This window comes from Streptomyces sp. NBC_00028, assembly GCF_045041065.1.
GTDB lineage: Bacteria > Actinomycetota > Actinomycetes > Streptomycetales > Streptomycetaceae > Streptomyces.
Window position 1 is genome coordinate 4,885,850 of record NZ_CP108293.1, and the last position, 12,266, is coordinate 4,898,115.

Annotated in this window: 14 protein-coding genes; 10 read left to right on the forward strand and 4 right to left on the reverse strand. The window is 70.5% G+C overall.

Features of this window, described 5'->3' with window-relative positions:
* Positions 1-222: 222 nt before the first annotated feature.
* Positions 223-825 carry a TetR/AcrR family transcriptional regulator gene (locus OG885_RS21940; RefSeq protein WP_399952833.1) on the reverse strand — a complete coding sequence of 201 codons (603 nt, stop codon included), beginning with the start codon at positions 823-825 and terminating at the stop codon, positions 223-225.
* A gap of 203 nt (positions 826-1,028) precedes the next feature.
* Between OG885_RS21940 and OG885_RS21945 the strand changes: the two genes are divergently transcribed.
* The 5 genes from OG885_RS21945 to OG885_RS21965 all read left to right on the forward strand — a co-directional run bounded on the left by OG885_RS21945 (position 1,029) and on the right by OG885_RS21965 (position 5,004).
* Entirely contained in the window at positions 1,029-1,826 is a 798-nt protein-coding gene (locus OG885_RS21945; protein ID WP_405734201.1) for an AfsA-related hotdog domain-containing protein, read from the forward strand.
* A gap of 107 nt (positions 1,827-1,933) precedes the next feature.
* Positions 1,934-2,563: a hypothetical protein gene (locus OG885_RS21950; protein WP_405734203.1), complete on the forward strand. Its 630-nt coding sequence runs from the start codon at positions 1,934-1,936 to the stop codon at positions 2,561-2,563.
* A gap of 104 nt (positions 2,564-2,667) precedes the next feature.
* Positions 2,668-3,576 (forward strand): hypothetical protein, encoded by a 909-nt coding sequence (locus OG885_RS21955; protein ID WP_405734205.1) that lies wholly within the window; start codon positions 2,668-2,670, stop codon positions 3,574-3,576.
* A gap of 53 nt (positions 3,577-3,629) precedes the next feature.
* Positions 3,630-4,724, forward strand: a complete 1,095-nt coding sequence (locus OG885_RS21960) for a 3-oxoacyl-ACP synthase III family protein (RefSeq protein WP_405734207.1) — start codon at positions 3,630-3,632, stop codon at positions 4,722-4,724.
* Between the two features lie 85 nt (positions 4,725-4,809).
* Complete coding sequence (locus OG885_RS21965) at positions 4,810-5,004, forward strand: hypothetical protein (RefSeq protein WP_405734209.1); 195 nt, start codon at positions 4,810-4,812, stop codon at positions 5,002-5,004.
* 71 nt (positions 5,005-5,075) lie between these two features.
* Here the strand turns inward: OG885_RS21965 and OG885_RS21970 are convergent, their stop codons facing one another.
* Positions 5,076-5,882, reverse strand: coding sequence for an HAD family hydrolase (locus OG885_RS21970; protein WP_405734211.1), 807 nt, complete (start codon positions 5,880-5,882; stop codon positions 5,076-5,078).
* A gap of 249 nt (positions 5,883-6,131) precedes the next feature.
* On the opposite strand from OG885_RS21970, the gene OG885_RS21975 reads away from it, so the two are divergent.
* On the forward strand, positions 6,132-6,347 hold the full coding sequence (locus tag OG885_RS21975; RefSeq protein ID WP_405734213.1) for a type II toxin-antitoxin system VapB family antitoxin: 216 nt from the start codon (positions 6,132-6,134) through the stop codon (positions 6,345-6,347).
* Positions 6,344-6,766 (forward strand): PIN domain nuclease, encoded by a 423-nt coding sequence (locus OG885_RS21980; protein WP_405734215.1) that lies wholly within the window; start codon positions 6,344-6,346, stop codon positions 6,764-6,766. The genes OG885_RS21975 and OG885_RS21980 overlap by 4 nt, the downstream gene beginning before the upstream one ends.
* 24 nt (positions 6,767-6,790) lie before the next feature.
* Here the strand turns inward: OG885_RS21980 and OG885_RS21985 are convergent, their stop codons facing one another.
* Positions 6,791-7,798 carry a phosphotransferase family protein gene (locus OG885_RS21985; RefSeq protein WP_405734217.1) on the reverse strand — a complete coding sequence of 336 codons (1,008 nt, stop codon included), beginning with the start codon at positions 7,796-7,798 and terminating at the stop codon, positions 6,791-6,793.
* Positions 7,799-7,942: 144 nt separating this feature from the next.
* A complete protein-coding gene (locus OG885_RS21990) occupies positions 7,943-8,983 on the reverse strand; it encodes a saccharopine dehydrogenase NADP-binding domain-containing protein (RefSeq protein ID WP_405734219.1) in 1,041 nt (346 codons plus the stop codon).
* A 105-nt stretch (positions 8,984-9,088) separates the two neighbouring features.
* Between OG885_RS21990 and OG885_RS21995 the strand changes: the two genes are divergently transcribed.
* From OG885_RS21995 to OG885_RS22005, 3 genes are all read left to right on the forward strand, one after another.
* A complete protein-coding gene (locus tag OG885_RS21995) occupies positions 9,089-10,072 on the forward strand; it encodes a helix-turn-helix domain-containing protein (RefSeq protein WP_405734221.1) in 984 nt (327 codons plus the stop codon).
* Positions 10,069-10,440, forward strand: coding sequence for an antibiotic biosynthesis monooxygenase family protein (locus OG885_RS22000; RefSeq protein ID WP_405734223.1), 372 nt, complete (start codon positions 10,069-10,071; stop codon positions 10,438-10,440). The genes OG885_RS21995 and OG885_RS22000 overlap by 4 nt, the downstream gene beginning before the upstream one ends.
* A 263-nt stretch (positions 10,441-10,703) precedes the next feature.
* On the forward strand, positions 10,704-12,257 hold the full coding sequence (locus tag OG885_RS22005; RefSeq protein ID WP_405742810.1) for a carbohydrate-binding protein: 1,554 nt from the start codon (positions 10,704-10,706) through the stop codon (positions 12,255-12,257).
* The last annotated feature ends 9 nt before the right edge of the window (positions 12,258-12,266 follow it).

Genomic DNA, 12,266 nt, shown 5'->3' on the forward strand with positions numbered 1-12,266 from the left:
CTCGCGCCCCTGATTGACGGTGCGTCGGATATCACCGGCGGCCCCCGACTGAGCGGGTCCGGCCTGGTGATGAAGAAGGTAGCCCGGTTCAGGAGAGCGCGCAACCATCTAGTTGGTTTTTAAGAACCAACCAGATGGTTATGCCCCGCCGACCAGCAGAAAGGGAGCCCGGGAAAATCCCGGACTCCCTTGCCGTACGGCCGACTTACGAGGCGGCGCCGCTCAGACCGACCCCTGGAGCACGTTGTCGATGATCGAGTGCCCGTGCGCCACCACGCTCGCCCGCAGCAGAGCCCACCCGCTCTCCGTGTCCCCGTCCGGGCCCAGCATCAGCCGGCGCTGCTGCGGCACGATGAACGGCCAGGACGCGATGCCGATCAGGGCGATGAGCACGCGGGCGGCGGTCGCGGGGTCGTCGACACCGAGGGCGAGGCTGAGCGCGGCCGTCTTGTGGACGTAGTACGTCTCGCGCTCCTTCTCGTCCGGGATCGGCTTGTCCCGGTAGTGCAGACCCTCCCAGGCCAGCAGCCGCACCAGGTCGGACTGGCGGTGGTAGTCGAAGACCTCGCCCACATAGGAGCGCAGCCCCTCCTCCGTGACGGGGATGGGGACGGCGTCCGACATATGGGCGTAGACCTTGGTCATCACGGCCGCGAACAGGGCTTCCTTGTTGCCGAAGTAGGCATAGATCCGCTGCTTGTTGACGCCGGAGCGCTCTGCGATGCGGTCCACGCGCGCACCCGCGAGCCCGTGCTCGGAGAACTCCGCCTCGGCGGCTTCCAGAAGCTTGGCGCGGGTCGCCTGCGCCTTGGGTGTCTCAGCCATGGGAACAGCGTAGTCCACGACACAACCAACTGGATGGTTCAGAAAAACCAACTAGATGGTTGCACCCTCGCCCGCACTCCTCTACGGTCTTTCACATCGGCCCCGCCACCCCGGGAATCCCCAGGAGATCCGGTGCGGAAGAGGCGGCAGGCCCGTATGACTCCGATGCTCCTCCCTCGTCAAGGACACTCAAGGAGACACCCATGTCAGCCACAGCCTCCCTCCGGACCCTGCTCCTCGTCGGTGACCGTTTCGCCGGATTCGCCGCCCAGCAGGACGTCCTCACCGTCAGCCAGTTCATCGAGGAGATGCGCCTCGGGGTGTACTCCTGGGACAGCCGGCCGGTCCGGGTGCGCGCCGGTCAGGGCGTCACCGCCGAGGACGCGGACCTGGTCCGGGACGCGGCCCTGCTGCTCGGCCTGGGCGACCGCCTCGACCTCGACTTCCGCCCGCCGGCCCTGGCCGGCCGCGGCGAGGCCCACAAACACCGAAGCGACAACACCCTGATAGCCGACCTCAGGCGGGACGGGGCGGACCTCTTCTCCGCCACCCTGCGGGTCCACAACGACAACGAACTGCTCATCGACCACCAGACCGGCGAGCACGTCCAGGGCATGGTCGCCGTCGAGGCGGCCCGGCAGATGTTCCTCGCGGTCAGCGAGCGCTACCACGCCGCCCGCTACCTGGACCGCTCGTACTACTACGTCATCGAGTCGATGAACACGACCTTCGAGAACTTCCTCTTCCCGGTCGACGCCACCGTCGTCTACCACTCGCTGCGCGCCGAGCTCGACAACCCGGACCGGCTCTCCTTCACCGCGGAGATCTCCCTCCACCAGGCCGACCGCCGCGCCTCCATCACCACCGTCACCTACACGGCCTTCGACGCCCCGGTCATCGAGGCCAAGGAGCACCGCCGGGGCCAGTTCGCCGTGGAGCACACGCTGCGCAACGCGCGGCAGACGATCACGCCGGCGGAGCCGGTGCTGGCCACCGTCTGAGCAGCTCCCACCTCCGCAACTCCCGTCGTACACACACCCGTACACACGCACATCACGCACTCACTCGCTCGCTCACTGACTCACTCACTCACTCAAGGAGAACCGTCATGTCCGCTTCCGCCGCCCTCATCACCGCCACCGAGCTGTTCGCCAAGCCGGAGCAGATCGACACAGTCGCCGAGGCCTGGCAGGCCCACAACGACGCGTCCGGCTTCGAGGGACGCATCCTCTACCGCGGCCTGGAGAGCAACTCCGTCCTCGAACTCGCCTCGCTGGACCGCGGGTTCGAGCAGATGGAGGAGCTGCGCGCCGACTGGTGGAAGCTGTGGGAGGCCGTCGGCCCGCTGGGCGAGGGTGACTTCCGCCGCCAGTTCCTGCAGTTCGTCGAGGCGCCCAAGCCGGCCGCCGGCGCGCTGCCCGACACGCACTACGTGCAGATGCGGCACGTCGAGGTCGTGCCGCGGGTCTACCGGCAGTACCGCGCCTGGCGCGAGGAGACCATCTTCGACGTCGTGCGCACCACGGACGAGGTCAAGAGCTTCCAGGCCTTCCACTCGCTGGCCAGCACCGAGCCCGGCGTGATGTTCGTGTCTGGCTTCGACGCCGACCCGGCGAAGTACATGGAGGCGTTCACCTCCCCCCGCTACCAGCAGATCGTCCGCGAGGCGGGCGACACCTACATCACCGGAGGCGACAACGGCCTGTACACCCGCATCTACGAGCGCGTCACCGCCTGACCCGCTTCTCCCCTCCCCCTCCCCACGGCCGGCCGCGAAACCCCTGTGCACCACAGCGAGGCGTTACGCGGCCGGCCGTTCCCACCGGCGAAGGAGTACCCGCCATGACCATCGCACCCGAGGCCGCGACCCCTGTCGTGGCGGCCCAGCCCACCTCGGCCCCCATGACCCGCACCTACGACCTGAGCGTCACCACCCAGGGCCCCCTCTACCCGCCGAGCGAGATCGTGGACGAGAACGGCGACTTCGTCGTCATCGGCCGCGTCAACCGACCCGGCGCGGACGGCTCCACCGTCTCCACGTGGGGCGGCGCGGTGGTCTCGCCGGACAGCCCGCTGCCCCCGCTCGGCCAGAACCTGCCGTACGACATCGTCCGCGAGCTCGACCTCACCGACCCGACCGGGCCCGACGCCCAGGTCCAGCTGTTCACGCTCCCCCTCCCCCTTCCCTGCAACAACTACCCGATGCTGTTCGCCCCGGAGCAGCGCCCCGACGCGCACGACGTGCGCCGCCCGAGCTATCCGCTGCACGGGGCGCCCATCCCGGACCTGCGCGAGGAGGACGGCCCGAAGCTGCGTGAGCCGATCACGCTGGGCCAATGGACCAAGGCACGAGGCCAGTTGGAGGTGCATGTGCCGGCGCACGGGCGCGGCGCCGACTTCTCCTTCGCCTTCACGGGCCTGATCCCCGACAGCCTCTACACGGTCATGTCGCTGCGCGAGCACGACCTCGACCCGGCGGGCCCGACCCGCCCCGGCCCGCTCGGCGTGCCGAACGCGTTCATCAGCGACAGCAACGGCATGGCCCACTACCGGGCGAGCCTCCCCAACCCCTTCCCGGCACCGGGCACCCCCGGCGCGAACCGGGTGATCAACGTGGTCGTGCTGTGGATGAGCTACCAGCAGAACTACGGCGGTGCCATCGGCCACTTCGGCCTCGGCGGCGACATCCACGCGCAGCTCAAGCTCCAGGGCCCGAGCTTCGGGGAGTTCACGACGCGGTCCGCGAACTGACCGTAGGCAGTCCTCCGTTACGACTTCCGTCCGTTACGACATCAGGAGTGACCATGACCGACCCCGGCTCCTCCATCGGCATCATCGCCACCGGCTCCTACCTCCCCGCCACCGTCGCCCACAACGACGAGGTCGGCGCGGCGGCCGGTGTGACCGCCGAGTGGATCGAACGCAAGACCGGCATACGACGACGACACCGCGCCGCCCCGCACGAGGCCACGTCGGACCTCGCGGCGCAGGCGGCCCGACGGGCCCTGTTCCAGGCGGGCCTGACTGCGGATCAGATCTCGTACGTCGTCGTCGCCACCTCCACCCCGGACCACCCCCAGCCCGCCACCGCCGCCATCGTCACCGACCTCATCGGGGCGCGCCGGGCCGCCGCGTTCGACGTCAACTCGGTGTGCAGCGGCTTCATGTTCGCGCTGACGGCGGCGGACCGCATGCTGCGCGCCGAGCCGGGAACCGCGTCGGGGCAGGGGCCGTACGCCCTGGTCATCGGCGCGGACATCTACTCGCGCATCCTGGATCCGGCCGACCGCAAGACGGCCATCCTGTTCGGCGACGGCGCGGGGGCCGTCGTCCTCGGACCCGTACCGGCCGCGACCGGAGGCATCACCACCAGTCTGACGACCCGTGGCGACCAGCACCGGCTGATCAGCGTGCCGGCGGGCGGCAGCAGGCGGCCGGCGTCGGAGCAGACGGTGGCGGAGGGCGCGCACTGGTTCACGATGGACGGGCGCGGGGTGCGCGGTTTCGTGCACGACAACCTGCCGGGCGCGATCCATGAGTTGCTCGCGAAGGCGGCCGTACCCGCCCGCTCCGTACGGCACTTCGTCCCGCACCAGGCCAACGGCGTGATGCTGGCGGAGGTGTGGCCCGCGCTCGGCCTGGACACCGCCCGGATGCACCTCGCCCTCGCCCACCACGGCAACACCGGCGCCGCGTCCGTCCCGATCACCCTGGACGTGGCCCACCGCCGCGGCCTGTTCACCGAGGGCGACCTGACGGTCCTGTCGGCCTTCGGGGGCGGTATGTCGGTCGGCTCGGCCCTGTTCCGCTGGGCCCCGACGGCCCACGCCCGCCCGGCGAGGGAGCGGACGGAGACGCGGGTGCCGCTGCGCGAGCCGGTGCTGGCGGGGGCGAGGTAGCGGACGGACAGCCGAGCGAGCCATCAGCACCACGACGGAGAAACCCCACGCGTGCGCAGACCACCAACGGCCTTCAGGAGAACCCATGATCACCATGCCGACCACGACCCCCCGTCGCTCCCTGCACGTCCTGGCGAACGGCACTTTGGCCTCGGTGCAGCGCGGCGGCACCTGGTACCTGCTGAACACCGGGCCCGAGGCGAAGCGCCCCGTCCTCCACCTGGCGGGCGACGCCGACGACGCGGAGCTGGAGCCGCACATCTGCCGGAGCATCGACTGACCCGGCGGATGCGACACGGGGAGGGGCGGAGGCCACCACGGCCTCCGCCCCTCCTCTGTCCGTGCGCGCGCTCAGCCCAGCGGCAGCGCGCACTCCCCGGTGCAGCCCTCGGACTGTTCGTCGCGGCCCATGGACCAGCAGGCGAGCGCACACCCGGAGACGGCGACCGCGGCCCGGTCCGCACGCCGGGCGAGATAACCGCGTACGACGGGGTCGTCGCCGACGCCACGGGGGTGGCCGACGCAGTCGAGGAGGGGGAAGTCGGAGGGATGGTCGCCGTAGGCGAAGCAGTCGCGCGGGTTGACGCCCGGGTGCTCGGCGAGCAGCCGCAGGGCCGCCGCCCGCTTGCCCTCGCCGATCACGGGCTCGGGCAGCTCGCCGGTGTAGCGGCCGTCGCGCACGACGGGCGAGGAGCACAGGACGTGCCGGGCGCCGACGTACTCGGCGACGGGGTCGAGGCAGGGCGCGAAGGAGCCGGAGACGAGCACGATGTCGGCGCCGGCCGCGCGGTGCCGGGCCAGTTCGGCGACGGTGGAGCCGATGAAGAAGCCGGGTGCGGAAGCGGCGAGGGAGAACCACTCCCTCCCCAGGACGGCCATCTCCTCGGCGCTCTCACCTGCGTAGGAGCGGTAGTAGGCCCGGTTGACGTCCTCGCGGGGCACCCCGGCGGCGGACCGCCCCTTGAGGTCGGCCTCGACGAGCCGGTACCGCAGCTCGCCCTCCTCCCCGAACCTCCGCACGAGCTGGAAGCGCAGGAACTCGAACATGCTCTTGCAGTCGATGAGCGTCTCGTCGACGTCACAGAAGACGAGGTAGGCCGGCCGGTACGCCGTCTCGACCCGTATCTCGCCGCTGCCTATACCCGCGACCACCGTCATTCCCGGACCCCTCCCGTTGCCAAAAACATTCCTTCGCGAAGGTATCACTCGCGGAGGGGCCTTGTCAGGAACTTCGATCGCCCCGAAGAACCGCCACACCTGCGAAAGACCTCGACGACCGCACACCTCAAGCCACCACTCAGCTTCGAGGGCACCACTTGACGGGCGATGGAGTCCCGCAAGGGGAGGCCCGTTGCACAAGCGCGTATATCATCGATGGTGCCGTTGATATCAAAGGAGGTGCCTTCGATGAGCCGGACCGTGATCGACCTCGACGACCAGCTGCTCGCGGACGTGGCCAAAGCCCTCGGCACGAGCACCAAGAAGGAGACAGTCAACACAGCGCTGCGCGAGGTGCTGGAGAGCCGCCGACGCGCACTCGCCCTGGCCCGCCTGCGGGCCGCGGCAGCGGACGGCTCCTTCGACCTGTCCCTCTTCGAGGACAAGGAAAACTACCGCCGGTGAACGCCGCGCAGTTCCTGATCGACACCAGCGCACTCGCCCGTCTGCTGCGCGGCGACGCCGAACAGTACGGATGGGACCAGGCGGCCGCAGCCGGACTCCTCGCCACCTGCCCCATCACCGAACTGGAGTTCTTCTACAGCGCACGGTCCGCCGCCGACCGGACACGCGGCATCGAGGACATACGGCTCCTCTTCGGCTGGGTACCTGTCGACGATCGCGCCTACGACCGCGCCTCGCAGGTCCAGGAAGCCCTCACTCAGCGCGGGCAGCACCGCAGCGCCGGCCCCGTCGACCTGGTGGTGGCCGCCACGGCCGAACTGCAGGGGCTGACCCTCCTGCACTGCGACCGGGACTTCGAGTGCATCGCCGGCGTCACCGGCCAGGCACTGCAGTGGTACGGCCCACCAGCCGGCAAGTGAGCCGGGAATCCGCGTGCACCACCACTACCCCAACCCCCGCACCCGCCCCACCGCCTCCGCCAAATACCCCCGGCTCCAAGCCACATGGCCGGTGTCGTCCGTGGCGCGGGGGCCGTCCTCCACGACCAGGATCAGGCCCAGGTAGAGCTGGTAGAGGGCGAGGCGGTGGTGGAGGGCCGGGGTGAAGTCGTGGGTCGGGGTGACGTCGAGGGTGCCGCCGGCTGCCACGTAGCCGGCGACCACGTCGCTCCTCGGGCCCGCGTCGCCGCCGAAGGCCAGGGAGATCAGTTCGGCCGCCGGGTCGCCCCAGAAGGCGCGTTCGTGGTCGATGAGGCCGGTGATACGAGGGGAGGGGCCGTCGGTGACGAAGACGTTGCCGGGCCACAGGTCGAAGTGGACCAGGTGGGGGACGGTGACCTCGTCGAGGGCGTAGGCGCCCTCGGCCACCAGTTTGCGGATCGTGTCCGGCTCTTCGGGCAGGGCCGCGTTCCAGTGCGCCGCGTCCTCCAGCAGCGCCTCCACCATCAGCGTGAACGCCGTCCGCCAGTCCGGCGCCGACAGGCCCGACTCCGGTGCCGGGTAGCCGAAGCGGCCGTCCGACGCGGTGATGGTGTTGAAGTGGGCGGTCAGCGCGCCCAGTTCACGGCGTAGGGTGCCTTCCACCGTCGAAGGGAGGGCGGTGGACACCTTGTCCCAGGGCGTGCCCTCCAGGAGGGAGACCATGAGGAACTCGTCGTCCGCGTAGAGGAGTTCGGGGCCGGGAACGCGGCGCTCGGCCGGGAGTTCGGCCAGGCGCCGGTACACCATCGCCTCCGTCGCCATGATGCCGCGCTCGTAGCGCAGCACCGGGACCTCCGGCAGCGGGGCGAGCTTCACGATCGCGGGGCGGCCGTCGTCCAGACGGACCCGGTAGGCCGTGTTGTAGCAGCCGTCGGTCAGTTCGGTCTCCACCCGGCAGCCCGTACCCGCCGAGGCCCGCAGCAGGGCGTCGAGCTCGGCCGGGGACAGGCGGCGCTTGGTCTGACTGTGCATGAGCACTCACACTTTCCACGAAGGCGCGCTTTCGGACAGCGGAGGGGCGGGCTAGGACCAGCTGCCTGGGAGCGCTCCCAAGATGCCTACCGGTCACCCCGACGTCAAGGGTGACCGGCCTGCGCATCCCAACTTGCCTGACCGTTACGGCAGTTCCACCGCCACGTGGTCCGCCAGCGTCCCCAGGAAGTCCGCCGCGTCGAACATCTCCCCGGCCGACACCACCCCCGCCCGCACCTTCGTCCGCCCCGAGAGCACCCGCTCCGTCGCCTCCACCACCAGCGGCGCCGTCACGGCGTAGATGTCCCGGCCCCGCGCCACGGCCCGCCGCTCCGCCCCGCCCGACCGCACCACCACGTCCACGAGGAAGGTCTGCGCCGACAGGCCGTCCGCCCGCCCCTCTTCCCCCACCGGCGCCGGAGTCTCCGGCGACGCCAGGTCCCGGGCCGCCTCGACCGTCATGTACGTCCGCACCTCGGGAATCGCCAGATGCCGGGGGACGGTCACCACGTCGGCCATCGTGAACTCCCCGATGACCTCCCGCGCCCCCAGCGGCTCCGGAAACGTCCAGGTCAGTACCGGAGCCGCGTCGTCCCGGTACTCCAGCCGCCCCCCGCTGAACCGCACCCGCCGCCCGTCCCGCCGCCCCCGCGAGACCTCGCCCGCGATCCGCGTCCCCGGCGTCGGGTGCCAGCTGTTCAGGCCGTACGCGACATGCGCCTCGTCGGCCGCCGTCCACTGCCCCATCGCGGCCGTGGCCAGCAGGTCGCCGAGCCCGCCGTAGAAGGCCATCGCCGGAACGACCGGCACGCCCGCCGCACGGGCACGGTCCGCGAAGGCGGCGAACGTGTCGACGTTGGCCTCGATCTCCGCCGCCACGTCCAGATACGGGATCCCGGCCCGCAGCGCCGCCTCGATCACCGGCGCGGCGGTCGTCGCGAACGGCCCCGCGCAGTTGATCACGGCCGCGGCACCGGCCAGCGCACGGTCCAGTGAGACCGGGTCGTCGACCGACGCGGGACGCGCCTCCACGTCGTACTCGACCCCTACGACCTTCAGTTTCTCCGCGTCGCGGCCGGAGAGGACCGGCACGAATCCGCGTGCCGCCAACTCCGCCACCACGAAGCGCCCGGTGTGCCCGTACGCCCCGAACACCGCGACCTTCTGACCGGCTCCCGCTCCCATGACGTCCCCCAGTTTCTGCCCGGCTGATCCGTTGACCACCATCCTGGGCGCCGACCTCGCTCCACCGTGAGTGTCCGGAACGACATGCCCCGTACAATTACGGACATGGCCCCTACCGTCGCCCTCGCCGTCACCGACGGCATGCTCCACTTCGAACTCTCCCTGGCGTACGAGGTGTTCGGCGCCGTACCGGACGGGGTGACCGTCCCCTGGTACGAGGTGAGCGTCTGCGGCTCGGCCCCGGTCCGGGTCGGCCGGTTCCGGCTCGAACCCGACCACGGTCTACAGCGGCTGCGGGACGCGGACACCGTGATCGTGCCGGGCTGGGCGGACGTCGACGTGGACCCGCCGGCCGAGCTGGTCGACGCGGTGCGCGCCGCGCATGAGGCGGGGGCGCGGGTGGCGTCCCTGTGCACGGGCGCGTTCGTGCTGGCCGCGGCCGGGCTGCTGGACGGCCGACGCGCGACCACGCACTGGGCGCACACCGACGAACTGGCCGCCCGCCATCCCGAGGTGGAGGTCGACCCGGACGTCCTCTACGTCGACAACGGCACCGTCCTGACCTCCGCCGGGAAGGCCGCCGCGATGGACCTGTGCCTGCATCTCGTACGACAGGACCACGGATCGTCGGTCGCCAACGCCGCCGCCCGCCGACTGGTCGTACCCCCGCACCGGGCCGGCGGGCAGGCGCAGTTCGTCGCCGCGCCGGTCCCCGCCCGCGACGACCATCCGCTCGCCGCGCTGCTGCCCTGGGTGATCGAACGCCTCGGCGAACCGCTGACGGTGGAGGACCTGGCCCGCCGGGCGGGGATGAGCTCACGCCATCTCACCCGCCACTTCCGGGCCGCGACCGGCACCACCCCGCTCCAGTGGCTGCTGACCCAGCGCATCCGCCGCGCCCAGGAGCTGCTGGAGACCACCGACGACGGCGTCGACACGATCGCGACCGCCACCGGCATGGGCACCGCCACCACCCTGCGCCGCCACTTCCACCGCACGGTCGGCGTCCCGCCGGACACCTACCGCCGTACGTTCCGTGCCCGGCCCGCCGCGGCTCAGGAGCCCCCTGCGGCGACAATGGCTCCATGAGCATCGTCAAGATCAACGCACTCACTGTCCCGGCGGAACAGCGCGAGGTACTGGAGAAGCGGTTCGCCGCGCGGGCCGGTTCCGTGGAGGGTTCGGACGGCTTCGAGTGGTTCGAGCTGCTGCGGCCCGTCGAGGGCACCGACACCTACCTCGTGTACACGCGCTGGCGCAGCGAGGAGGACTTCGAGAAGTGGAGGGCCGGGATGGCCCAGGCCTCCCACGGCGGCACCGGCACCGGCACCGGCACCGGCACCGGCACCGGCACCGGCACCGAGGGTGGCGAGCGGCCCAAGCCCGCCGCGACCGGGGCGACGCTGTGGTCCTTCGAGGTGGTGCAGCAGGCGGCGCCCAAGGCCACGGAGAGCTGACCCCCAGCCCTCTCGCGAGTTCATGGTCATGAACGGCAATCACGTACACGTCTATTGACGCGTACACAGCAGGCCCTTACGGTCCGGAGAAAGCGCTTTCCCCTCTCTGGAAGAGGTGCGGCACAACGCGGCGTGTTCCTTCGCGTTCATTCACACGAACGCGAACACGGCACGCCACGTTGCCACACCCAACCCGCAACAGAAAGGGCACGGCCCCCATGACCAAGCTCTCCGGTCCCCGCACGAGACGCATCACCGCCTCCATGGCCACCACCGTCGGCCTGCTCGCCGGCACCCTGGTCGCCCTCTCCGGTACCACGGCGAACGCCGCCACCACCCGCTACGAGGCCGAGACCTCGCCGGCCGTGTGCACCGGCGCCGTCGAGACCGAGTGGACCGGCTACTCCGGCTCCGGATACTGCAACGGCAACAACGCGTCCGGCGCCTACAACCAGTTCACCGTCACCGCCTCCGCCGCGGGCACCGCGACCGTCAGCGTCCGGTTCGCCAACGGCACCACCACGGCCCGCGCCACGGACGTGGTCGTGAACGGCTCGACCTCCGCCTCGGCCTCCTTCGAGGGCACCGGCGCGTGGACGACCTGGGCGACCAAGACGTTCACCGTGCCGGTGAACGCGGGCAGCAACACCATCCGCCTCAACCCGACCAGCGCGGGCGGTCTGGCGAACATCGACTACATCGACGTGGAGACCTCGGGCACCACCACCCCGCCCTCCTCCAGCGCCCTGTACGTCTCGCCCACCGGCACGGACAGCGCGGCCGGCACGGCGAGCGCCCCGACCACCCTCACCTCCGCGATCAGCCGCATCACCTCCGGCGGCACGATCTACATGCGCGGCGGTACGTACAACTACTCGTCCACCGTGACGATCCCGGCCGGCAGCAACGGCACGTCCAGCGCTCGCACCCTTCTGTCCGCCTACCCGGGCGAGACTCCGGTCCTCAACTTCTCGGCGCAGAGCGAGAGTTCGTCGAACCGGGGCATCCAGCTCAACGCCAACTACTGGCGGCTCTACGGCCTCGTCGTCGAGCGGGCGGGCGACAACGGCATCTACGTCGGCGGCAGCAACAACGTCGTCGAGCGCACGGTGACCCGCTACAACCGTGACACGGGCCTCCAGTTGGGCCGCATCGCCTCCTCCACGCCGAGCAGCGAGTGGCCGTCCAACAACCTCATCCTCAGCGCCGAGTCGCACGACAACGCCGACTCCGACGGCGAGGACGCGGACGGCTTCGCGGCGAAGCTGACGACGGGCACGGGCAACGTCTTCCGGTACGCCGTCTCGCACAACAACATCGACGACGGCTGGGACCTGTACACCAAGACGGACACCGGTGCGATCGGCCCGGTGACCATCGAATACTCGCTGTCGTACGGCAACGGGACCCTGAGCGACGGCTCCCAGGCCGGCAACGGTGACCGCAACGGCTACAAGCTCGGCGGCGACTCCATCGCGGTCAACCACGTCGTCCAGCACAGCATCGCCTACGGCAACGGGCATCACGGGTTCACGTACAACAGCAACCCCGGCAAGATGACCATCACGAGCAACGTGTCCGTCGCCAACACGGAACGCAACTTCAACTTCGAGACCGGTACGTCGGTCTTCCGCTCCAACACCTCCTGCAACAGCGGTGCGAACGACCGGTACGTCGGTGACGCCGACAGCTCCAACCAGTTCTGGTCCGGCACCAACGGCTCCCGCTGCTCCTCGTACGCGGGCGCCCTCGGCTGGTCGTTCGCCTCGAACGGCAGCCTGGTGGTGACGTTCGGCGGGGTGCAGGTCACCCTCTAGGCGGGCTTG